At 70.3% G+C, this 23,041-nt stretch carries 18 protein-coding genes; 11 read left to right on the plus strand and 7 right to left on the minus strand.

All coding sequences use genetic code 11. The annotated features are described in order from the left end of the window. The first annotated feature begins 34 nt into the window (after positions 1-34). On the plus strand, positions 35-1,597 hold the full coding sequence (locus QFZ67_RS22030) for a FadD3 family acyl-CoA ligase (protein WP_307662797.1): 1,563 nt from the start codon (positions 35-37) through the stop codon (positions 1,595-1,597). A 167-nt stretch (positions 1,598-1,764) separates the two neighbouring features. Here the strand turns inward: QFZ67_RS22030 and QFZ67_RS22035 are convergent, their stop codons facing one another. The 3 genes from QFZ67_RS22035 to QFZ67_RS22045 form a co-directional block, all read right to left on the minus strand. Continuing rightward, positions 1,765-2,013 (minus strand): sigma-like protein, encoded by a 249-nt coding sequence (locus QFZ67_RS22035; protein ID WP_307662798.1) that lies wholly within the window; start codon positions 2,011-2,013, stop codon positions 1,765-1,767. 212 nt (positions 2,014-2,225) lie between these two features. Next, the gene (locus QFZ67_RS22040; protein WP_307662799.1) at positions 2,226-5,177 is read right to left on the minus strand and encodes an AfsR/SARP family transcriptional regulator; all 2,952 of its coding nucleotides are present in this window, start codon (positions 5,175-5,177) and stop codon (positions 2,226-2,228) included. Positions 5,178-5,356: 179 nt separating this feature from the next. Further along, a complete protein-coding gene (locus tag QFZ67_RS22045) occupies positions 5,357-6,133 on the minus strand; it encodes a polysaccharide deacetylase family protein (protein WP_373430237.1) in 777 nt (258 codons plus the stop codon). A gap of 196 nt (positions 6,134-6,329) precedes the next feature. Here QFZ67_RS22045 and QFZ67_RS22050 point away from each other — a divergent pair, with 196 nt between their 5' ends. The 9 genes from QFZ67_RS22050 (at position 6,330) to QFZ67_RS22090 (ending at position 17,251) form a co-directional block, all read left to right on the plus strand. Next, complete coding sequence (locus QFZ67_RS22050; RefSeq protein WP_307662801.1) at positions 6,330-7,556, plus strand: amidohydrolase family protein; 1,227 nt, start codon at positions 6,330-6,332, stop codon at positions 7,554-7,556. Between the two features lie 64 nt (positions 7,557-7,620). Beyond that, positions 7,621-8,034, plus strand: a complete 414-nt coding sequence (locus QFZ67_RS22055) for a PaaI family thioesterase (protein ID WP_307662802.1) — start codon at positions 7,621-7,623, stop codon at positions 8,032-8,034. A 59-nt stretch (positions 8,035-8,093) separates the two neighbouring features. Further along, a complete protein-coding gene (locus QFZ67_RS22060) occupies positions 8,094-8,735 on the plus strand; it encodes a pentapeptide repeat-containing protein (RefSeq protein ID WP_307662803.1) in 642 nt (213 codons plus the stop codon). A 179-nt stretch (positions 8,736-8,914) separates the two neighbouring features. Then, positions 8,915-9,820 carry an LLM class F420-dependent oxidoreductase gene (locus tag QFZ67_RS22065; protein ID WP_307665919.1) on the plus strand — a complete coding sequence of 302 codons (906 nt, stop codon included), beginning with the start codon at positions 8,915-8,917 and terminating at the stop codon, positions 9,818-9,820. Between the two features lie 10 nt (positions 9,821-9,830). Continuing rightward, a complete protein-coding gene (locus QFZ67_RS22070; protein ID WP_307662804.1) occupies positions 9,831-10,592 on the plus strand; it encodes an SDR family NAD(P)-dependent oxidoreductase in 762 nt (253 codons plus the stop codon). Positions 10,593-10,694: 102 nt separating this feature from the next. Next, positions 10,695-11,816, plus strand: coding sequence for an LLM class flavin-dependent oxidoreductase (locus tag QFZ67_RS22075; RefSeq protein WP_307662805.1), 1,122 nt, complete (start codon positions 10,695-10,697; stop codon positions 11,814-11,816). 458 nt (positions 11,817-12,274) lie between these two features. Beyond that, a complete protein-coding gene (locus QFZ67_RS22080) occupies positions 12,275-14,014 on the plus strand; it encodes an amidohydrolase family protein (protein WP_307662806.1) in 1,740 nt (579 codons plus the stop codon). Further along, a complete protein-coding gene (locus QFZ67_RS22085; RefSeq protein WP_307662807.1) occupies positions 14,011-15,471 on the plus strand; it encodes an aldehyde dehydrogenase family protein in 1,461 nt (486 codons plus the stop codon). The genes QFZ67_RS22080 and QFZ67_RS22085 overlap by 4 nt, the downstream gene beginning before the upstream one ends. A gap of 226 nt (positions 15,472-15,697) precedes the next feature. Continuing rightward, positions 15,698-17,251: an APC family permease gene (locus QFZ67_RS22090; protein ID WP_307662808.1), complete on the plus strand. Its 1,554-nt coding sequence runs from the start codon at positions 15,698-15,700 to the stop codon at positions 17,249-17,251. Positions 17,252-17,377: 126 nt separating this feature from the next. Here the strand turns inward: QFZ67_RS22090 and QFZ67_RS22095 are convergent, their stop codons facing one another. The 3 genes from QFZ67_RS22095 to QFZ67_RS22105 all read right to left on the minus strand — a co-directional run bounded on the left by QFZ67_RS22095 (position 17,378) and on the right by QFZ67_RS22105 (position 20,608). Then, the gene (locus QFZ67_RS22095; RefSeq protein ID WP_307662809.1) at positions 17,378-18,154 is read right to left on the minus strand and encodes an SDR family oxidoreductase; all 777 of its coding nucleotides are present in this window, start codon (positions 18,152-18,154) and stop codon (positions 17,378-17,380) included. A gap of 103 nt (positions 18,155-18,257) precedes the next feature. Further along, on the minus strand, positions 18,258-19,169 hold the full coding sequence (locus QFZ67_RS22100; protein WP_307662810.1) for an RNA polymerase sigma-70 factor: 912 nt from the start codon (positions 19,167-19,169) through the stop codon (positions 18,258-18,260). 149 nt (positions 19,170-19,318) lie between these two features. Next, positions 19,319-20,608 carry a hypothetical protein gene (locus tag QFZ67_RS22105; protein ID WP_307662811.1) on the minus strand — a complete coding sequence of 430 codons (1,290 nt, stop codon included), beginning with the start codon at positions 20,606-20,608 and terminating at the stop codon, positions 19,319-19,321. Between the two features lie 261 nt (positions 20,609-20,869). Between QFZ67_RS22105 and QFZ67_RS22110 the strand changes: the two genes are divergently transcribed. Beyond that, positions 20,870-21,373, plus strand: a complete 504-nt coding sequence (locus QFZ67_RS22110; protein ID WP_307662812.1) for a DUF1203 domain-containing protein — start codon at positions 20,870-20,872, stop codon at positions 21,371-21,373. A 54-nt stretch (positions 21,374-21,427) separates the two neighbouring features. Here QFZ67_RS22110 and QFZ67_RS22115 read toward each other — a convergent pair whose 3' ends face one another. Continuing rightward, positions 21,428-22,960 carry a CehA/McbA family metallohydrolase gene (locus QFZ67_RS22115; protein WP_307662813.1) on the minus strand — a complete coding sequence of 511 codons (1,533 nt, stop codon included), beginning with the start codon at positions 22,958-22,960 and terminating at the stop codon, positions 21,428-21,430. Positions 22,961-23,041 lie beyond the last annotated feature (81 nt).

Here is a 23,041-nt window from a genome sequence, read left to right on the forward strand (position 1 = left end):
CGGGTAGTCAGCTAGTGCGGTAGGAGGGCTTGCGATGCGCGGCGACCTGGAGTGGGGCACCATCCCGAAGCTGGTGCGGAGCGCCGTCGGACGGTACGGGCAGCGGGAGGCCGTCGTCGACGGCCGCACCCGTGTCTCGTACGCCGAGCTGGGCGAGCGGGTCGAGCGGGCGGCCGCCGCCTGTATGGCTTCGGGCATCGAACCGGGCGACCGGGTCGCCATCTGGGCCCCGAACACCCTCGACTGGATCGTCTCGGCGCTCGGCGCGGTCACGGCCGGTGCGGTGCTTGTGCCGCTGAACACCCGCTTCAAGGGCACGGAGGCCGCGTACGTACTCCAACGCAGCCGGGCCAGACTGCTCTTCGTCACCGGCACCTTCCTCGGCACCTCGTACGTCGCGTCCCTGCGCCGCGCGGAGGTGGACCTGCCGCACCTGGAGCAGGTCGTGGTCCTCGCCGACAGCGCGCCCGAGGACTTCCGTACCTGGAAGGACTTCCTGGCGGGCGGCGACGGCGTCACATCGGCACAAGTCCGCACCCGGGCCGACTCGATCGACTCCTCGGCCCCCTCCGACATCATCTTCACCTCGGGCACCACCGGCCGCCCCAAGGGCGCCGTCATCACCCATGCGCAGACGCTGCGCTGCTACGAGGTGTGGAGCGACCTCGCGGGGCTGCGCGAGGGCGACCGCTATCTCATCGTGAACCCCTTCTTCCACACCTTCGGCTACAAGGCCGGCATCATCGCCTGTCTGACGCGGGGCGCGACGATGGTGCCGCAGCCGGTCTTCAATGTGGACACGGTCCTGGCGAACATCGCGTCCGAACGCATCTCGGTGCTGCCTGGCCCGCCGACCCTGCACCAGTCGCTGCTCGACCACCCGGCCCGTGACCAGCACGACCTGTCCGCGCTGCGCCTTGTGGTCACCGGCGCGGCGGTCGTCCCGCTCCAGCTGGTGGAGCGGCTGCGCAGCGAGCTGCACATCGCCACGGTGCTGACCGCGTACGGCCTCTCCGAGGCGAGCGGCATCGTCACCATGTGCCGCCGCGGCGACGCCCCGGAGACGATCGCGACCACCTCGGGCCGTGCGATCCCCGGTACTGAGGTTCGTGTGTCGGCCGCGGCGGGTGAACCGGGTGAGGTGCTGGTCCGTGGACACCATGTGATGCAGGGCTACTTCGAGGACCCGGAGGAGACGGCGAAGGCGATCACCGAGGACGGCTGGCTGCGCACGGGCGACGTCGGCGTTCTGGACGAGGGGGGCAATCTCCGTATCACCGACCGGATCAAGGACATGTTCATCGTCGGCGGCTTCAACGCCTACCCGGCGGAGATCGAGCAACTGCTGGGCCTGCACCCGGATGTGGCGGATGTGGCGGTCATCGGCGTCCCCGACGCGCGGCTCGGCGAGGTGGGCAAGGCGTATGCGGTACGGCACCGGGGCTCGACGCTCACGGCTGACGATCTGATCGCCTGGTCGCGGCGGGAGATGGCGAACTACAAGGTCCCGAGGGAGGTCGAGTTCGTGGGCGAACTGCCGCGGAACGCGAGCGGGAAGGTCCTGAAGACGGAGCTGCGGTCGCGGCAACGAGCCTGACAAGCGCGGGCGGTGGCCTACGGCCCGGGCGCGGTTGCCTATGGCCCGGGCGCGGTGGCTGACCGGCTCGGGCGCGGGCGGGGCGGCTGGCCGGCCCCGGACATGCCGCGGCCGCGGCGGCTCCCCTCCGCGCCGCCGCGGCCGCACCCCGTAGTGAGGAGTCCTGATCAGCCCTTGGGCGGGACCGGCGCGTGGTGGTCGCCCTGGGTGGTGGCCCCACCGTCGCCCAGGAGCTTCGGCGGCGCCGGAGCGTGGTGGTCGCCCAGCGTGGTGATGGTGCCGTCGGCCGGCGGCGCGGGCGCGTGGTGGTCGCCCAGCGTCGTGACCTCGCCGTCGCCCAGGAGCTGCGGCGGCACGGGCGCGTGGTGGTCGCCCAGCGTGGTGATCTCTTCCGGCTTCTTCTCGCTACTGCTCATGGTGTCCCCCATGGGATTGCTCGACATGACCGAATGTGGCCTTCTGCCCGGAGACTCCCCCGAGGGTCGCCGGACAGAAGGCCAGTGGACCTGTCGCCCCCCGCTGAGGTGACGGTCCCCGTGATCCGCCTGCCCCCCGACGCGACGGATCGAATGCTCTAGAGCATGTCGGAAGAGCATAAACAATCGATGAACGCCCTGGCCCGGAGTTCTCAGGCCGCGCCGCTGAGGGGAGTGAGCAGCTCCCGTACTTCCTCGGCCTCCGGGGCGCCCGACTGCTCGTGCAGCAGCAGCGCCTCGCGCCAGCAGGCACGCGCCCGGTCCGCCTGGCCGAGGCTGTCCAGCGCCTTGCCCAAGGTGACCAGCACATTCGCCCGGATCCGGTCGCCGCCGATGCATCCGATCGCGAGCGCCTGCTCGGCATGCTGGGCAGCCCGCGCGGCGCGGCGGGCCGAGAGGTGGGCCTGCGCGATGCGGAAATGCGTGGTCCCCTCCCACAGGCGCTGCCGGTTCGCCTCGAACCGGTCCAGTGCCTCGGCCAGTTGGTCCAGCGCCTCGGTGTGACGCCCGGCCTGGGTGAGCGCGACCCCCAGGGCGTAGCGCGCGTTGGCCAGCCGGAGCGGGTGTCCGATGCGGTCGTACATCGCGATGCCCTGCTCGGCCAGTGCGATGCCCTGCGCGGTGCGGCCCATGGCGACGTGGATGCGCGAGAGGTTGCACAGGGCGCTGGCCTCTCCGGGAAGGTTCCCGTCGGCGCGTGACCCTTCCCTCGCCCGGCCCAGGTGTGCCTCGGCCTCCTCGTTGCGCCCCTGTATGAAGGCGATGATGCCGCGGTCGTTGTCGGACCAGTACACGGGCGCCGGGTCCTGTGCGCCCCTCGCGAGCACGGCCGCCTGCTTGGCCTCCTCGTCCGCCTCCTCGTAACGGCCCGCAACCAGATGGACGTTGGTCACCGAAGTCCGCGCGCGCCCCTCGGTGCGGGTGTCGCCGACGGCGCGTGCCGCTTCGAGCGCCGCGAAGGCGACGGCCTCGTACACCTTGGAGTTGGCGCCGGACTCCGCCAGATCCTGTGCCGCCCACAGCAGATCGACGGCGGGGCGCAGCCGCTCCGCCCCACCGGCAGCCTGCCGCGCGCAGGCCAGGAGGCAGTGCGCCTCCGCGTAGAACCAGTCCTGCGCGTCCTGCCGGTCGGTGAACTCGAGCCCCGCGTGGCCGGTCGGCTCCAGATGGGCGACCAGCCGGTCGCCCGGGCGCTCGATCGCGTACACCTTCGCGGTCGTCGCCAGATAGAAGTCGAGCAGTCGCGACAGCGCAAACTCCGTCTCCTGTGACGGCTGTTCGTCCCGTTCGGCGCACGCACGCGCGTAGAGCCGTACGAGGTCGTGGTACCGGTACCGCCCCGGCGCCGCGGACTCCAGCAGGGACGTGTCGACCAGCGCTTCCAGCAGGTCCTCCGTCTCCTGGACCGGCAGGTCGAGCATCGCGGCGGCCGCGGCGAGCGAGATGTCGGGGCCGTCTGCGAGCCCGAGGAGGCGGAAGGCACGGGCCTGGGCCGGCTCCAGCTGGCCGTAGCCCAGTTCGAAGGTGGCCTTCACCGCGAGGTCTCCGGCCTGGAGTTCGTCAAGGCGGCGGCGCTCGTCCGCGAGCTTCGCGGCCAGGACGGAGACCGTCCAGGTGCGGCGGGCGGCCAGCCGGGATGCGGCGATACGGATCGCGAGGGGAAGGAAACCGCAGGCCGCGACCACATCCAGGGCATCTTTGCGCTCGGAGGTGACCCGCTCCTCGCCGACGATCCGGGTGAACAGCTGCAGAGCCTCCTCCGGCGACATCACATCGATGTCGACGAGGTGCGCCCCTGCCAGGTCGACCATCCGGACGCGGCTGGTGACCAGGGCCGCGCAGCCCGCCGTACCGGGCAGCAGGGGGCGGATCTGCGCGGCGTCGCGCGCGTTGTCGAGGAGAACCAGGATGCGGCGGCCGTCCAGCGTCGAGCGGTAGAGCGCGGCCCGTTCGTCCAGGGTCTCCGGAATCGCGGAGTCCGGGGTGCCGAGCGCGCGCAGGAAGGCCCCCAGCACCGTCTCCGCCTCGGTGGCGCGGTTGCCCGCGCCCTGGAGGTCGACGTAGAGCTGGCCGTCCGGGAAGTGCGGGCGCGCCTCGTGCGCCACATGGACCGCGAGGGTCGTCTTGCCGACGCCGCCGATGCCGGCGAGCGCCGAGACGGCCATCACCGAGCCCTCGGCGGTGGCGAGCTGGCCGCCCAGTTCGCGTACGAAGGAGGCGCGTCCGGTGAAGTCCGGAACGGTGGCCGGAAGTTGGGCGGGCCTGGTGACCTGCGGGGCCGGGGCGGGCTCCTCGCTGGGACGGGCCAGTTCCGCGTCGGCCTGCAGAATGCGCTGCTGCAGCCGGGCGAGTTCGGGGCGCGGGTCGACTCCCAGCTCCTCGGCGAGCAGCCGGCGGGTGTCCGCGTACACGGCGAGCGCCTCGGCCTGCCGCCCGCTGCGGTACAGGGCCAGCATCAGCAGCTCGCGCAGCCGCTCGCGCAGCGGGTGTGCGGCGGTGAGCGCGGTCAGCTCCGAGACCGCCTCCGCATGGCTGCCGACCTCCAGGTCGAGGTCGAGCCGTGTCTCCAGGAGCTGGAGCCGCCACTCCTCGAGGCGGGCCCGGTGGTTCTCGGCGTACGGCCCGGGCACATTGGCCAGCGGCTCGCCGTCCCACAGGCCGAGTGACTTGTTGATGAGCAGGCGGGCCTGGCCGCGGTCCCCGGCGGCACGGGACTTCTCCGCCTCGGCGGCCAACTCCTGTGCCACCGCGAGGTCGAGGGCATCGCGCCTGACCCGTATGGCATAGCCGCCCGACTCGCTGACCAAGGCGTTCACGGAGAGCACCTTGCGGAGCCGGGACGCGTAGGTGCGGACCGCGGCGAGCGCCTGCGAGGGCGGGTCCTCGCCCCAGATCGCGTCGATCAGCTCGGAGGCGGTCGCGGTACGGCCGTCGCGCAGCAGCAGCGCGGCCAGCAGGGCGCGTTGCTGCGGTGATCCGGACGGCAGGCTCTCCCCGCAGCGCCACGCGCGTACCGGGCCGAGCACGCTGAAGCGCAGTTCGCTGACGCCGCTCTGCGCCGGAGCGCGCTGCTCCGGTACGCGTGGCCCGCTGTCACGGTCCATAGCTGCCCCCTGCCCCCGTACTGCCGGAATCGCCCTCGACAGTCTGCCCTGTGCATGGTGGCCCCGTCAGCAGCGGGGCACTTCCTGCTCCGCCCCTGCCCCTGCCCGGCCGCGCGCTAACCCGCGCAGGTAACGGTGGTGTGTGATCTGTGTGATGGGGCGGTGTTGAGGGGCGGTAGTCAGGGGCGGTACACCTCACCAGGGTTGGCCTTTCCGGGCTCGAGCAGCTCGGGCACGGTGACGAAGGCGTAGCCGCGCTTCTTCAGCTCGTCGATGATCCCTGGGACGGCGGGCACGGTCCCGTCGTATATGTCGTGCAGCAGGATGATGCCGTCGCGTCCGGCCTGGTCGAGTATCCGGCTCTTGATGAGCTCGGAGTCGGTGGTGGAGTAGTCCTTGGCGGTGGCGCTCCACAGGATCTGCGCGAGGCCGAGTTCCCGACTGACCTCGGTGACATCGTCGTTGATCCGGCCCTGTGGCGGGCGCATCAGGGTGGGCCTGCGGCCGGTGATCTTCGCTATGGCGTCCTGCGTACGGGAGAGCTCGTCGCGTATCTCGTCGGTGCTCAGCTCGTCGAGACGGCGGTGCGACCAGGTGTGGTTGGCGACCTCGTGTCCCTCGTCGGCGATGCGGCGTACGACGTCGGGGTGCTTGAGGACATGGTTCTTGCCGAGCAGGAAGAAGGTTGCGTGAACCTTCTTCGCCTTCAGGGTGTCGAGCAGCCGCGGGGTGTCCTTGCCGGGCCCGGCGTCGAAGGTGAGGGCTATGCACTTGGCCTCTTCGCAGTCGACGCCGCCGTGCGCCGTCAGCGGTTTGGCGTCGGGTCCGGCCTTGCCGGCCTGGTCCCGGGCGGCGCCGGGCGAGGTGGTCTCCATGGAGCAGCCGGTGAGCGTGAGCGCGAGAGCGGCGACGATGGCCGCGGCGACGGTCCTTTTGGGCATGGCCTTTACGGGCATGGCCTTTTTGGGCATGGCGAATATCCCCCTCGGTGGATGGCAGGCGCACGGAATGCGGTGATCTGCCGCTGGGCGGCCGTGCGCGCGTCGCACTATACACACCATGTATATACGGGGTTTATAGTTACCTGGAGCCCGACCCTGGCCCATGTCGTACTAGCTGACGGATCGTCAGATCAGCGCTACCGTGGAGCCCATGGAGACCTTCCCGAAGATCATCTCGGTGGACGACCACACGGTGGAGCCCCCCAACGTCTGGCGGGACCGGCTCCCGTCGAAGTACCAGGACACCGGCCCGCGGATCGTCCGGGCCCCGCTGAAGGAAATGACCTTCATGGGCGGCAAGTTCGCCCCGGTGATGGGCGCGCCGGGGGACGACGGGCCGATAGGCGACTGGTGGGTGTACGAGGATCTGCACCGGCCGCTGACCAGGCTGGACACGGCGGTCGGCTTCGACCGCGACGAGATCAAGCTCGAGGTCATCACGTACGAGCAGATGCGGGCGGGGTCGTACAGCGTCCCGGAGCGCCTGGCCGACATGGACGTCAACCACGTCCAGTCGGCGCTCTGCTTCCCGACGTTCCCGCGCTTCTGCGGCCAGACCTTCACCGAGGCGAAGGACCGCGAGCTGGGGCTGCTTGGGGTGCGCGCGTACAACGACTGGATGGTGGACGAGTGGTGCGGCCCGCAGGCGCACGGCCGCCTCGTCCCGCTCACGCTCATCCCGCTGTGGGACGCGGAGTTGGCGGCGGCGGAGGTCCGCCGCAACGCGGCGCGGGGCGTACGGGCGGTGGCCTTCTCGGAGATACCCCCGCACCTAGGCCTCCCGTCCATCCACACGGATGAGTGGGACCCCTTCCTGCGGGCCTGCGACGAGACGGGCACGGTGATCGCGATGCACATCGGCTCGTCCTCGAAGATGCCCTCGACGTCGGCGGACGCCCCGCCGGCCGTCGGCTCGACGATCACCTTCGCCAACTGCTGCTTCTCGATGGTCGACTGGCTGATGAGCGGCAAGTTCGAGCGCTTCCCCGGCCTGAAGATCATGTACGCGGAGGGCCAGATCGGGTGGATCCCGTACATCCTGGAGCGCGCGGACGTGGTCTGGGAGGAGAACCGCGGCTGGGGCGGGGTCGCGGACAAGGTCCACCGGCCCCCGTCCGAGCTCTTCACGGAGCATGTGTACGGCTGCTTCTTCGACGACGCGTTCGGGCTGAAGAACCTGGACGCGATCGGGGTGGGGAATGTGCTGTACGAGACGGACTACCCGCACTCGGACTCCACGTGGCCGAAGTCGAAGGAGGTCGGGGAGAGCCAGATGGGCCACTTGGCGGGGGATGTGGTGGAGCGGATCGTGCGGGGCAATGCGATCGAACTGCTGGGGTTGACGGACGAGGGCCTCTGGGCGGGGCCCGGGGCCTGATGTCTGGGCAACACCGCCCCGTAGCGCAGTACCCGGCAGCGGTTTTCCGGGGCACCATCAGGGCATGACGATGCCGCTCGCCGAAGCCGAGAAGATCCTCGCCGACAACTTCGCACCCTGGGTGCTCGATCTCGGGCTCGCCGTCGTCGAGACCGGCGAGCGCCACGCCGTGTTGCGGCTGCCCTGGTCCGAACGGCTCGCCCGGGAAGGCGGCGCGCTGTCCGGGCAGGCGCTCATGGCCGCCGCGGACACCGCCACCGTGATCGCCGTCGCGTCGGCACGCGGTGCGTACGGGCCGATGACCACCGTCCAGCAGTCCACCACCTTCCAGCGCGCGGTTCTCGGCGCCGACGTACTGCTCGACGCCCGCATCACCAAGCTCGGGCGCCGCATGGCCTTCGCGGACGTCACCATGACGGCCGACGGCTCCGAGGACGTCGCCGCCCGTGCCTCCACCGTGTACGCCCTGCTCGGCTGAGGCTGCCGACGGGCGACCGGCGACCGGCGATGTCAGTGGCGAGGTGTTCAATCGGAGGCATGTCCATCAGACGCGAGCGTGCCAATGGCGACCCCTTCTCGCACCGGCCCCCCGTCCCCGACGAAGGGCTCGTCATCAGGGGCGAGGATTGGTACGGACGGGATCTGTCCGGGCAGAGATTCACCCGCCACACCTTCTACGACACCGACTGGACCGAGGTCGTCAACGACGGCGGCATCTTCGACGAGTGCACCTTCTCGGGCGTACGGTTCAACGCCTCCCGGCACACCAACGCCGCCTTCACCAACTGCACCTTCAAGAGCTGCACCTTCTTCGACACCCGGTTCGAGCAGTGCAAGGCCGTCGGCAGCCTCTTCCAGCAGTCCACCTTCAACCTCTTCTCCGTAACCGGCGGTGACTGGTCCTTCGTCGGGCTCCCCGGTGCCGATCTGCGCAAGGCGGTCTTCGAAGGTGTGCGGATGCGGGAGGCCGACCTCACCGCCGCCCGGCTGGAAGGGGCGACCCTCGCGCGCGTGGATCTGTCCGGGGCCATGCTGCACGGCTCGAAGCTCACCGGTGCGGATCTGCGCGGCAGCGACCTGTCCGCCCTCGATCCCCTCACCGTCGAACTCGCGGGCGCGAAGATCGATCTGGAGCAGGCCGCCGTCATCGCCACCACGCTGGGGTTCGACGTGAGCTGAGGCCGGTTGCCGTCCGCGCACTTGCCGTCCGCGCACTTGCGGCCCGCGCACCCCTTGTCTGATGGGCCGTCAGGTACGACGATGGCCCCGCCCGACTAGTTGACGGAGCGTCAAGTCAAGGCGGAGGAGGCGGCACGGTGCACGTGCAGGTACTGCCCAAGGGGCGGCTGTCGTACGGGATGCAGCTCCCCGTCCAGTCGCAGAGCACCATCTACGCCGAGCCGTGGGAGGCCGACGCCGGCGCCGAGGACCTCGCCGAGATCGCCAGAGCCGCCGACCGCGCCGGATTCGCCTATCTCGCGAGCTGCGACCATGTCGCGATCCCGCGGCGGCTCGCCGGTGCCATGTCCACCGTCTGGTACGACCCCGTCGCCACCCTCTCCTTCCTCGCCGGGATCACCGAGCGCGTCCTGCTGCTCAGCCATGTCGCCGTCGTCGGGCTGCGGCACCCCCTTGTGACCGCCAAGCAGTACGCCACCCTGGACCATCTCTCCGGCGGGCGGCTGATCCTCGGGGTCGGGGCCGGACATGTGGCGGAGGAGTTCGAGGCGCTGGGCGCCGACTTCGCCGCGCGCGGGGCGGTGCTCGACGAGACGATCGATGCGCTCAGGGCGGCGCTCGGCGAGGACGAGTACCCCGAGTTCGCCGGGGAACGGTTCTCCTTCAGCGGGCTCGGGCAGCGCCCCAGGCCCGCCCAGCCGCGGATCCCCCTCTGGGTCGGCGGCTCCTCGCCCGCCGCCGTGCGCAGGGCCGCCGTACGGGGCGACGGCTGGCTTCCTCAGGGTGACCCGCGTACGGAACTCCCCGACCGGATCGCCAAGCTGAAGGCCCTGCGCGAAGAGGCAGGCATCACCGAACCCATCGAGATCGGGGCGATCACCGAGCCCCTGTACGTGGGGGAGTCGGACTGGGCGGTCGGACGCCGCACCCTGACCGGCAAGCCCGACGCCATCGCCGAGTCGCTGCGCGAGTACGCCGCGATGGGCGTGCACCAGATCCAGGTGCGGTTCCGCAGCCGGAGCCGTACCGAGCTCACCGACCAGATCGCGGCGTTCGGCGCCGACGTGGCTCCGCACCTGAACTGAGGAGTGTGGCATGGGAAAGCTCGACGGACGCGTCGTCCTGATCACGGGCGCCGCGCGCGGACAGGGCGAGCAGGAGGCACGGCTCTTCGCGGCGGAGGGCGCCAGGGTGGTGCTCGCCGATGTGCTCGACGACCAGGGTGAGGCCCTTGCCAAGGAGCTGGGCGAGGGCACTGCTGTGTACAGCCACCTCGACGTCGGTGAGGAAGGCGACTGGGTCGCCGCCGTTGCCGCGGCGAAGGACGCGTTCGGGAAGATCGACGGGCTGGTCAACAACGCGGGCATTCTGCACTTCAACGAGCTGGTGTCCACGCCGCTGGAGGAGTTCCAGCGGATCATCCAGGTCAATCAGGTCGGCTGCTTCCTCGGCATCCGCACTGTCGCGCCCGAGATCGAGGCGGCCGGCGGCGGGACGATCGTCAACACCGCCTCTTACACGGCCCTGACGGGCATGGCGGGCGTGGGCGCGTACGCCGCGACCAAGCACGCGACCCTCGGCCTGACCCGGGTCGCCGCGCTGGAGCTGGCCACGAAGAAGATCCGTGTCAACGCGGTCTGCCCGGGCGCGGTGGACACCCCGATGAGCAATCCGGACGGCGTGGACCGGGAGGCCGTTGCCGAGCTCTACAGCAAGCTCGTGCCGCTCGGCCGCGTCGGGCGGCCGGAGGAGGTGGCCAAGCTGGCGCTCTTCCTGAGCAGCGAGGACTCCTCGTACATCACCGGCCAGCCGTTCGTCATCGACGGCGGCTGGCTGGCCGGAGTGAGTCTTTTCTGACTGGGCGTCAGGGGCATCTATTGACGCTTCACCCGTGCGGTGGAACAGTCGAGCACTCAGATCTGACGGTTCGTCAGAAATATAGGACGGCGGTGAACCACCTTGGAATTCGGGCTCTTTGTACAGGGATACGTCGGCAAGCGCGCCGAGACCGACCCGCTCGCCGAGCACAAGGCGCTGATGGAGGAGACCGAGTACGTCATCCAGGCGGACAAGTCCGGGTTCAAGTACGCCTGGGCCTCCGAGCACCACTTCCTGGAGGAGTACTCGCACCTCTCGGCGAGCGACGTGTTCCTCGGCTATCTCGCGCACGCGACGGACCGGATCCATCTGGGCTCGGGCATCTTCAACCCGCTGGCGCCCGTGAATCACCCCGTGAAGGTCGCCGAGAAGGTCGCCATGCTCGACCATCTCTCCGAAGGCCGCTTCGAGTTCGGTTCGGGCCGCGGCGCAGGCAGCCACGAGATCCTCGGCTTCCTGCCGGGCATCACCGATATGAACCACACCAAGGAACTCTGGGAAGAGACGATCGCGGAGTTCCCCAAGATGTGGCTCCAGGAGGAGTACGTCGGCTTCCAGGGCAAGCACTGGTCGCTGCCGCCGCGCAAGGTGCTGCCGAAGCCGTACGGGAAGTCCCACCCGGCGATGTGGTACGCGGCCGGATCGCCGCCGTCCTACGCCATGGCCGCGAAGAAGGGGCTGGGGGTGCTGGGCTTCAGCGTGCAGAAGGTCTCCGACATGGAGTGGGTGCTGGAGCAGTACAAGACGGCGATCATCGAGGCGGAGCCGGTGGGGGACTTCGTCAATGACAACGTGATGGTGACGTCGACGGCGATCTGTGCGCCGACGCACGAGGAGGCGGTGCGCATCGCGGCGGGCGGCGGGCTGCACTACCTCCAGTCGCTGGTCTTCCGCTACCACGACACCTTTCCGCGGCCGGAGGGTTTCCCGGTGTGGCCGGAGACTCTGCCCGAGTTCAACGAGGAGATCATCGAGCTGCTCATCGCCGAGGAGTTGCTGATCTGCGGTGATCCGGACGAGGTGCTCACGCAGTGCAAGCGCTGGGAGCAGGCGGGGGCGGACCAGCTCTCGTTCGGGCTTCCGATCGGGATCTCGCGTGAGGACACGCTTCAGTCGATACGGCTGATCGGGGAGCATGTGATCCCGAAGATCGACACGGATCCGGTCCACCGGACGACGCGTTTCCGCCGGGCGGCGAGCTGAGGATGCCCCTGCGGGCCGCCCGAACCGGGGATCGGCCCCGGGCCCCGCGCCTCAATCGCCGGCGAGGCTTGATTTCGCGTCCGGGACCGCGGGCCTCAATCTCCCTCAGACTTCGTCCGGGGGGACCCCCACGGGGCTGGATTTCCGCCCGGGCGGACTTGAAGTTTCGCCGGTCGGCCTGAAGTTTCAGGCCGACCGGCGGAAATCAAGCCCGTCCGGCGTTTGAGGACAACGCTCGAAGGGCGTACCGGGGTCTGGGGCGGAGCCCCCCACGCGGCGGAGCCGCAAATCGATACAGCGGGAAGGGGCGGGTAGGGGAAAACGCCCCCGCCCACAGAAACGGCGGCGGCCTCCCGGACCGCCGCCCCGGCCCCGGCCGGAGCGCGTCCGCGGCAGCGGCCTGCCGCCCGCGCCCCGGCCGGAGCCACGAATCACCCGACGCAGTGAAGGGACCCGTCATGCTCGACCACCTCATTCGCTCCGCGACCGTCGTGGACGGGACCGGCGCCCCCGCCTACGTCGCCGACGTCGGGATACGCGACGGCCGCATCGCCCTCATCGCACCCCCCGGCACCGTCGCCGAGGAGGCCAGGACGAGCGAGGACGCGTCCGGGCTCGTCCTCACCCCCGGCTTCGTCGACCCGCACACGCATTACGACGCGCAGCTGTTCTGGGACCCGTACGCCACGCCCTCCATGAACCACGGCGTGACCACCGTCGCCGGCGGTAACTGCGGCTTCACCCTCGCCCCGCTCAACCCCGACCGTCCCGAGGACGCCGACTACACGCGCCGCATGATGTCCAGGGTCGAGGGCATGTCGCTGGTCGCCCTGGAGGACGGCGCGCCCTGGAACTGGCACACCTTCGGTGAGTATCTGGACGCCCTGGAGGGCCGGATCGCCGTCAACGCGGGCTTCATGGTGGGCCATTGCGCCCTGCGCCGGCATGTCATGGGGCCCGACGCGGTCGGCGGGCAGCCCACGCCCGAGCAGCTGGACGAGATGCTCAGGCTCTTCCACGACGCGATGGACGCGGGCGCGTTGGGGCTTTCCACCACACAGTCATCCACCCACTCCGACGGCGACGGCAAACCGGTCGCGTCCCGGCACGCCAAGCCGGATGAACTCCTCGCACTGTCCAGGGCCGTCGCCGAGCACGAGGGCACGCAGCTCGAAGCGATCGTCGCGGGCTGCCTGGACCAGTTCGCCGACGAGGAGATCGATCTGTTCGTCGAGATGACAGCGGCGGCCGGGCGGCCGCTGAACTGGAACGTTCTCACCATCGACGCGTCCGTGCCCGAGCGCGTACCGCGCCAGCTGATAGCGAGCGAGCGCGCCCGCAAGGCCGGCGGCCGCATCGTCGCCCTGACCATGCCGATCCTCACCCCGATGAACATGTCGCTGGGGACCTTCTGCGCGCTCAATCTCATCCCCGGCTGGGGCGAGATCCTCTCCCTCCCCGTCCCCGAGCGGATCGAGAAGCTCCGCGACGCGGACGTACGGGCCGAGATGCTGCGCCGCGCCGACTCCAAGGAGGCCGGAGTCTTCCGCCGCCTCGCGAACTTCGGCCGCTACGTCATCGGCGACACGTACTCCAAGGAGAACGAGGGTCTCAGCGGGCGGGTGGTGAAGGACATCGCGGCCGAGCGCGGCCAGGACGCCTTCCAGTGCCTCGTCGACATCTGCGCCAACGACCAGCTGCGTACGGTCCTGTGGCCGATGCCCACCGACAACGACCCGGCGAGCTGGGAGTTGCGCCGGCAGACCTGGCAGCACGAGGACGTCATGCTCGGCGGCTCCGACGCGGGCGCGCACCTGGACCGGATGTGCGGTGCGCCGTACACCACGCGCTTCATCGGCGACTGTCTGCGCGGCCGCAAGCTCGTCGGCCTGGAGGAGGCCGTGAAGATGCTGACAGACGATCCGGCGCGCCTCTTCGGCCTGCGCGAACGCGGCCGCGTCCAGGAGGGCTTCCATGCCGACCTCGTCCTCTTCGACCCGCGGCGGATCGAGGCGGGCCCGGCGACCCTCGTACACGATCTGCCGGGCGACAGCCCGCGGCTGGACGCGAAGGCGATCGGCATCGTGTCGGTGCGGGTCAACGGCGTGGAGACGATACGGGACGACCAGGTCACCGGAGCCGTGCCGGGCACGGTCCTCAGGTCCGGCCGCGACACGAAGACGGTGAGTACCAAGTGACCTACCCGCAGCGGTTGTTCATCGGTGGCGAGTGGGTCGAGCCCGACGGCGGGCACTACGAAGTACTCAACCCGGCCACCGAGGAGGTCGTCGGCCTCGCGCCCGAGGCGAGCCGCGACCAGGTGTACGCGGCAGCGGACGCCGCCCGCGAGGCCTTCCGCACGTGGTCCCGTACCGCCCCCGAGGAGCGCGCCCGGATCCTCGACGCGGCCGCCGACGTCATCCAGCGCGAGTCCGAGCCGTACGCCCTCCTGGCCCGCGCCGAGTCCGGCGCGACCACGGCGACCGCGCGCGGTATGCAGGTCGCGGTGGGCGCGGCCCGCTTCCGGCGGTACGCGAAGGGCGCGCTGGAACCCGTGGAGCAGGGGCTGCCGCCGCAGATCAACGCCGCGGGCCCGATGGGCAGGGCGGGCGTGTTCGGGGCGCTCGCCGTACGCCGCCCGGTCGGCGTCGTCACCTGCATCACCTCGTACAACAACCCCTGGGCCAACCCGGCAGGCAAGGTCGCGCCCGCGCTCGCCATGGGCAACACGGTCGTCGTGAAGCCCGCCCCGCAGGACCCCCTCTCCGTCTACCGGATGGCCGAGGCCCTCGCGGAGGCGGGCGCGCCGCCCGGTGTCGTGAATGTCGTGACCGGCTCCGCGCCGGCCGTAGGCGAGGCCGCCGTCGACTCCCCGGAGGTCGACATGGTCAGCTTCACCGGCTCGACGGCGGTCGGACAGCGCATCGCGGAGGTCTGCGGCCGCGGGATGAAACGCCAGCTGATGGAGCTGGGCGGCAAGGGCGCGGCGCTGGTCTTCGACGACGCGGATGTGGATTCCGCGGTGATGGGCATCGGCACCACGTTCTCCTTCTACAGCGGCCAGATCTGTACGGCGCCGACGCGGGTGATCGCGCAGCGCGGCATCTACGACCTGCTGATCGAGAAGCTGTCGGGTTACCTCACGCATATGAAGGTGGGCGACCCGGCGGAGCAGGGCACGGTGGTCGGCCCGGTGATCTCCGCGGCCCACCGTGACCGGGTCGAGTCGTACATCGAACTGGGGAAGAAGGAGGGCGCGCGGCTGGTCGCGGGCGGCGAGCGCCCGGCGTCACTGGACCGGGGTTTCTATGTCGCGCCGACGCTCTTCGCCGACTGCACGAACGACATGCGGGTGGTCAGGGAGGAGATCTTCGGCCCGGTGGTGGTCGTGGTGCCCTTCGGCGACGAGGAGGAGGGCGTCGCGCTGGCGAACGACAGCGACTACGGCCTGATCGACTACGTCTGGTCGGGGGATGTGGCCCGGGCGTTCCGGGTGGCGGGGGAATTGCGAGCGGGCGGGGTGGGCGTCAACACCATCGGCCGCAATATGGAGGCGCCGTTCGGCGGGTGCAAGAAGAGCGGAGTGGGGCGGGATGTGGGCTCGTACGCGCTGCATGCGTACAGCGAGCTGCAGTCGATCGTCTGGCCCGGCTGAAGCCTCGGGGAATCCGTACGGGAAATTTTGAAATCAGGCAAAACGGACAGTGCTGCGGTTTTCGTATCCCGGAAGGATCCGGCTCGGTCCTTTAAATGGGTGGCTGAGTTGGTCTCGTGATCTTCTATTCATTGACCGTTTCCCGCCGAAGTCCTTGAAAGCCAAGGGATCGTAGGCGGAGTCACATCCTCCGGATGTGGAAACCGCAGCACCTACCGTCCTTCTCATGACTCAGGTGGAAGCACGGCCCCAGGCCGGAGACACGGTACGGGGCGTCCAGGAAGCGGGCGTTCCCGACAAGGGCCTCGGCGGCAATTCAGTAGGGCTCATGGGTGGCGCTGTCATCGGTGTGTCCACTGTTGCCCCCGTCTACTGCCTGACGGCCACCCTCGGCCCCACGGTGGGCGAGGTCGGCCTGCAGATGCCCGCGATCTTCCTCGCCGGGTTCCTGCCGATGCTGCTCGTGGCCTTCGCGTACCGCGAACTGAACAAGGCACTGCCCGACTGCGGCACCTCCTTCACCTGGTCGGTGAAGGCGTTCGGCCCGCGCATCGGCTGGATGTGCGGCTGGGGCCTGCTGGTGGCCACCGTCGTGGTGCTCTCCAACCTCGCCGGCGTCGCCACCTCCTTCTTCTATCTTTTCCTCGGTGAGGTGACCGGCAGTGAAGCGGTCGCCGCCCTGGACGGCAACAAGGCCGCCCACATCCTCACCACCCTCGTCTTCATAGCCATCGCCACCGCGATCAGCTACCGCGGCATCACCGCCACCAAGTGGGTCCAGTACGCCCTGGTCGGCCTGCAGCTCACGGTGCTCGTGATGTTCACCGTCATGGCGATCACCAAGTCCGACGAGGTCGCGGGAGCACTGGACTTCTCCTGGTCCTGGATGAACCCCTTCGGCGTCGACTCCTTCGCCGCCTTCACCGCGGGCCTCTCCCTGTCGATCTTCATCTACTGGGGCTGGGACGCCTGTCTGTCGGTCAACGAGGAGAGCACCGGCAGCGCCAAGACCCCCGGCCGCGCAGCGCTCCTCGCCATCGTCGTGATCGTCGCCTCGTACCTGATGGTCGCCGTCGCCGCCCAGATGTACGCCGGCGTCGGCGAGAAAGGCACCGGCCTCGGCAACCCGGACACCGCGGACAATGTCTTCGCCGTCCTCGCCGAGCCGGTGATGGGCTCCGGCCTGGGCATCCTGCTCTTCCTCGCGGTCCTCGCCTCCGCCGCGGCGAGCCTGCAGACCACCTTCATCCCGGTGGCCCGCACCGCCCTCGCGATGAGCAGCTACCAGGCCATGCCTGCCTCCTTCGCCAAGGTCCACCCGCGCTTCAAGACGCCCGGCCGCGCCACCGTCGTGGCGGGCATCGCCACCGGCGTCTTCTACGCGGTGATGACCCTGCTCAGCGAGAACGTCCTCATCGACACCATCTACGCGCTGGGCCTGATGATCTGCTTCTACTACGCGATCACCGCCTTCGCCTGCGTCTGGTACTTCCGCGGTGAACTGCGCCGCTCGACGCGCGACCTGCTGGTCAAGGGCGTCTATCCGGGTGTCGGCGGGCTGATGCTCACCGCGGTCTTCGGCAAGACGCTGTACGACATGTGGGACCCGGCGTACGGCAGCGGCTCGGCGGTCTTCGGCGTCGGCTCGGTGTTCGTGATCGGGGTCGGGCTGCTGCTGCTCGGGGTCGTGCTGATGCTGGCGATGCAGCGCCGGAGCCCGGCGTTCTTCCGGGGCGAGGTGCTGACGAAGGAGACCCCGGCGCTGGTCGTCAACGACTAGAAGCGGGAAGGGCCTTCCAGGGCCCTAGGGAGCGTTCCTGGTTCGGCAATGTGATCCGAACCAGCAACTCTCCCTGAGCGGCCCCGGGGAAGTTCGGGCACGCCTCCACGCGCCCCCACCCAGGCGTCAGCCTCGCGCAGGAAAACGCCTCGCCAGGAACTGCTCGAACGTGACCTTGCCCACGGCCCGCTCCGGCGTCAGATGCTCGCCCGCCCGGAACCCGCGGTAGGCCTTGCCTGCCAGACGCACGTTCAGCAGGGGACGGCGTCGTCCGCTCGCGCGCAGATAGGCCCGGGCCAGCTCCGGAAACGTACGGACCTCGGGGCCGCCCATGTCCGGCACCCGCCCCGCGGGCGCCCCGGTTGCGAGCTCGGCCAGCCGGGCAGCGACCTCCGCCACCTCGATCGGCTGGTCGGCGACCCCTGCCGGGAGCAGCATGACCGGCAGCTTCGCCGAGCCTGCCAGGAGCTGCAGCACCAGGTCGTGGAACTGCGTCGTGCGCAGCACGGTCCAGCTGAGCCCCGACTCCTCGAGCAGCCTCTCGACGGTGAGCTTGGTCCGGTAGTAGCCGAGCGGCACCTGGTCGACGCCGACGATCGAGATGTACGCCAGATGCCGCACCCCGGCCCGGCGGGCCGCCTCGATCAGGTGGCGTGCCGCCTGCTCGTCGCCGCCGCGCGGGTTGGTCGCGCAGTGCACGACGGTGTCCACGCCCGCGACGGCCTCGGCCAGCCCCGTGCCCTCGCGCAGGTCCACGGCGTACGGCCGCGAGTGTCGGCTCAGCACGCGCACCTCGTGCCCTCCCCCAGAGCCTCCGGCCTGGGTGGTACCCCCAGTGCGCAGCCGCTCGGTGACGAGCCGGCCGAGCGTTCCGGTGCCGCCGGTCACCAGGATCGTGGTCATCGCAGTTCTCCCTTTCGGTGGGCGTGCGCTCCCCGTGGAGCGCACGTCATCCGCTGAGAACCGACGAGCACCCAAAGATGTGACAGCCTCCTCGTGATCACACTCACCCGTGGGTCACGCCCCCGGGGGCCATTGCGGCGAACTGCCGGCCCGCGAACGTGAGTTTGTCCGGGTTCACGACGACCCGCACCTGGGCGATGACGCCGTCCCACAGTTCGAAGGAGGCGACGGCGATGAGCTGCTCCGCCGCGTGCGTCAGCAGCGCCGGCGCCCCGTTGACCTCGGCGACCGTGATGTCCCAGCCGCCGGCGAACCGCTGCGCGCTGCCCACCAGGAAGCGCATGACCTTCTCCCGGCCGACGATGGGCCGCCGGGCCGCGGTGACCTTGCCGCCGCCGTCGCTCCACCAGGTCACGTCCTTGGCGAGCAGCCTCTCCAGTCCTGCCAGATCGCCCTCGCGTGCTGCCATGACGAAGGACTCGACGAGTTCGTGCTGCCGCTCGGCCGCCGGTGTGAAGCGGGCCTCGGGCGTCGCCACCCGCTGGACCGCCCTGCGGTACAGCTGGCGGCAGTTGGCCTCGCTCAGCGCAAGCACCCCGGCGATGTCCCGATGGCGGTAGCCGAACGCCTCGCGCAGAACGTAGACCGCACGCTCCGTCGGCGTGAGCCGCTCCAGCAGCACCAGGAGCGCCGTCGACACGGCGTCGCGCTGCTCGGCGGACTCCATGGGGCCGAGCGCACCGTCCTGCGTGAACACCGGTTCCGGCAGCCACGGCCCCACGTACCGCTCGCGCCGCACACGAGCCGAGGTGAGCCGGTTGAGGCAGAGGTTGGTGACGACCTTGGCGAGCCAAGCCCATGGGTGCTCGATCGCCGCACGGTCGGCGCTGCTCCAGCGCAGATACGCGTCCTGCACAGCGTCCTCCGCCTCCTCGGCGGAACCGAGCAACCGGTAGGCCAGGCCGAACACCTTGGGGCGGTGGGCTGTGAACTCCTCGGCGTTCCCTGACATCATGCGCCCAGCCTGCCAGAGGCGCGGAGGCATCCAGCAGCAGCGCCCCGGCCCCGGCCGGCTGACGTGCCTGAGGCAGCCGATCTGGAAGGGTCCGCACAGTGCGCTGTGCGGACCCTTCGATGCTGCTTACCGCACAGGCGAGTTGTGGACTACATCCAGGCGTTGTACGGGTACGTTTCCGCCACGGCGGACGACCTCGGTGCCAGCGGGCTCGTCGCGACGCCCGTGCCCCGGAACCACCACATCGCGCCGGCCTTGTCGCGCACGAGCAGCGCGCCCTTGCCGATGTCCGAGCCGTCGCCCGGCGCGATGATCGCGGTGTACGCGTTCCAGCCGGTGGCCACCTTGATGCGGGCGGCGTAGGGCTTCGCCGCGTTGCCGGTGCCCTTGTAGAGCCACAGCACGCCGGACGTGTCCCGGGCGTACAGGTCCGCGATGCCGTCCTTGGTGACGTCGACGCCGCCGGTCATCGCGTTGTAGACGTTCCAGCCCGAGCCGACCTTGGTGCGCGCCGCGAACGGCTTCGACTCGACACCCGTGCCCTTGTAGAGCCACAACACCCCGGCCCTGTCACGGCCGATGAGGTCCGCGTGACCGTCGCGGGTGACATCGCCGGTGCCGCGCACCGAGTTGTAGATGCTCCAGCCGGTGCCCACCCGTACGCGGGGCTTGAACACGGGGGCATACTTCGCGCCCGAGACCGGGTAGTACCAAAGGAGACCCGAAGGCTCCCGGGCGACGACGCCACCGCCCCGGTTGACGATGCTGATCGGGGACAGCTTGGTCAGCGCGTCGAAGGCGTTCCAGCCCGAGCCGTGGTCCCGGCGCCAGCCCAGCTGGAGCGGCGGAACCTCCACCGGGTAGGTCTCGTGCGACCAGAGCCGGGCGGCCGTGTCCCGGCCGAAGACGCGGTACGACATCTCCACCGGGTCGTCGCTGAGCACCGAGAACTCGCTCATCTCCCTGTACTTCACAGGGTCGCCCGTCGCCTGGAAGCTGGCGCGCGCCGAGATCGTCCACGCCTCCATGTCCGCGGCAGCGGCCACGGAGTACGTGAGGGTGGTCTCGCCCGGGGCGATGTCGCAGACCGCCAGGAGCTCCCCGTTCGAGTACGGCTCCTCGCGGCACGAGGCGTTCGCGCCGGTGACCGGGCCTCTGTGCAGGTCGGAGGCCTCCGACTGGAGGTGCCACCAGCGGAAGCCCTCGGCCGGCTCCATGTGCAGCTCGACCCGGCCCTTCTCCGACACGAGCACCTTGATGGTGTGGGTGACCGAGCCCCCCGCGGCGACGTCCGGCGTCTCGAGCTTGATCGTGGGCAGCTGCGGGTCCGCCGTCGGCGCGCCGTACGCGAATCCGCCGGTCGCCAGAAGCGCCATGGCCGTAGCCGCGACGACGGCGAACCGCCGCCGGACGTGCCCGGGGTGTCGCTGCGTACGCATATGTCTCCTCTTGCTCTTCCCCCCGGCCGGGCGGCCGACCGCCGGGCCCTTGCACAGAGGAGACCTGCGGGTTGATCACATGGTTGTACGGATCAAGGCCGTGGCACGGGCAGTCGCTTGGCGCAGTCCTCGCTGCATCTGCCTACCGGCGCATGGCCGGCACATCGCCCCGAACCGTCGACGCGCAGTCCGGCAGCCCCGGCTGACCGCCATGTCCGTTTCCCGCCGGAAGCGCGACGCCTCGCGCGCCACGCTGAAGGCATGACATCGACTCTCTGGACCGCCCGCCCCATCCAGCCCGCCGCTCTCAAGCAGCTGCGCGACACCGACGACGCGGGCCGGCCCTGCGTCCCGTACACCGACACCGAGGGCGGCGCACCCCTGCGCTGCTGTCTGCGGCCGAGCGGGATCGGGGAGCGGATCGCGCTCGTCTCGTACGCGCCGCTGCGGCGATGGGCCGCCGAGACGTGGGCCAAGCCCGGGGCGTACGACGAGCAGGGGCCCGTCTTCATCCATGCCGAGGAGTGCGAGGGGCCTCGGGAGCAGGACGGTTACCCCTTCGCCCACCCCGGGGCCCTGCGGACGCTGCGGCGCTACGACGCCGAGGGCCACATCGCGGGCGGCCGCCTCCTGGAGATTCCGGAGGCGGCCACCGAAGGGTTCGACGCGGCGTTCGCGGAAGCCTTTGCCGGTCCCGAGGTGGTCCTCGTACATGTCAGGGCTGTGGAGTACGGCTGCTTCCACTTCGAGGTGCGCCGCCTTTGAGGTGTTTCGTTCCGCCGGGTTTCCCGATACTCCCTCAGCTACTCCCTTACTCCCTCAGCTTCCGAGGAAGACCGGGTTCGTGAACGCCGCCAGCGGACCCGGCAGTCCCGGCACCACCGGCGCGCGCCGCACCTCCGCCCGTACATACGCCGCGTACGACGCCGTCGTGCCCCACTCCACCGTGCCCGTCCCCGACGCCGGCAGCGCCACCGTGTGCAGCACGCCCTGGTCGGTCACGATGCGGGCCGAGCAGTTCGGCGCGCCGCCGACCTCCAGGCGTACCGTCACCGGGTCGTCGGCGTCGACGCGCAGCCGTTCGCCGATGCCCGCGTGCTGCCCGTGTCCCCCCGCCGCCGAGAAGGACAGCGACACCGCGGAGGACTCGGCGACGTACGAGCGTCCCGCCCGGATGCCGTCCAGGATCGCCTCGCGGGACAGCTCGTCGGCCAGGACCACGGTCTGCGGCGTGCCGACCGGGTCCGGGTGGCGGTGCGCGTCGCTGTTGCCCATCGCCGGGGTCCAGGGCTTTCCGGAGCGTACGGACGCGACCAGCGTGTTGTCCCAGGCCTGTAGCGAGACCTCGTCGTCGGGGGTGTACGCGCCGTTCCACACCTCCACCGCGTCCGCCTCGCCGAAGCCGAACTTCCAGTTGCAGCCGATGCAGGTGGCGTGCGGGTGGGCCGGGACGACCAGGCCGCCGGAGCGCCTGATCTCGCGGGCGTAGCGGCCGAAACGGTTGTCGCGGGCCCGGTAACGCCAGTCGACGAAGGTCCCGGGGTCGGTGCCGAGCGCGACGACGTGGCCGTTGCGCGTCGTCACCTCCTCGCCGGTGAGGATCAGCAGGTCGTCGCCCCACTGTCCCTGCCACGCCCGGTGCGCCGCATGGGTGTTGTGCTCGGAGGTGTTGATGAAGTCGAGCCCGGCGCCGCGCGCGAGCGCGGCGATCTCGGCCGGGGTGCGCTTGCCGTCCGAGTACCAGGAGTGCAGGTGGCAGTCGCCGCGGTACCAGGCGCGGCCACGGCCCTTGGCCCGCTCCGGCGGGTAGACCGGCTTGGGGGTCTTGCCGGGCGCGCCGTACCGGAGCGTGATGGTGACTTCGTACGTGAGACCCTGCGGCGAGACCGTGTACGGGCCCAGCGCGATGTACCAGGTGCCGGCCCGTACCGGGCCCGGGATGTAGCCCGGCGTCGCCTCGTCCGCGCGGATGAAGAACTCGGTGCGCGCCCCGCCCGACCAGCCGCGGAAGCCGTCCCCGCCGAGCTCAGTGCCGCGCTCGTCGAAGATGCCGATGTCGAGGGCGTTGCCCTGGGTGCCGGCCGGGACGACGGGCCGCTCGTAGGTGTACGCGACGTGGATCTCGCGTACGCCTCGCGGGACCTCGACCGGGAGATACACGAAGTCGGGGGAGCCGGGCGGCAGCGTGCCGCGTACGACCTCGGTCTGCCCGTCGCTCTGGCCGGCTTGTCCGTCGCTGTTCGGTGCCGCGTTGGCGAAGCTCACAGTGCCCAACGTAAGCGCCGCGGCCGCTCCCGTCACCAGCAGGCCGCGTCTGTCCATGGCGTGTTCTGTGTGTTCGTCGTTGCACATGCCGTCGGCTCCCCAGGCTGGTGAGAGGGACAGAAGTGGTGTACTCAAACCCTCGTATTGAGCCGTGAACTGCCGTGCAAG

The sequence above is a fragment of the Streptomyces sp. V1I1 genome, from assembly GCF_030817355.1.
Lineage (GTDB): Bacteria > Actinomycetota > Actinomycetes > Streptomycetales > Streptomycetaceae > Streptomyces.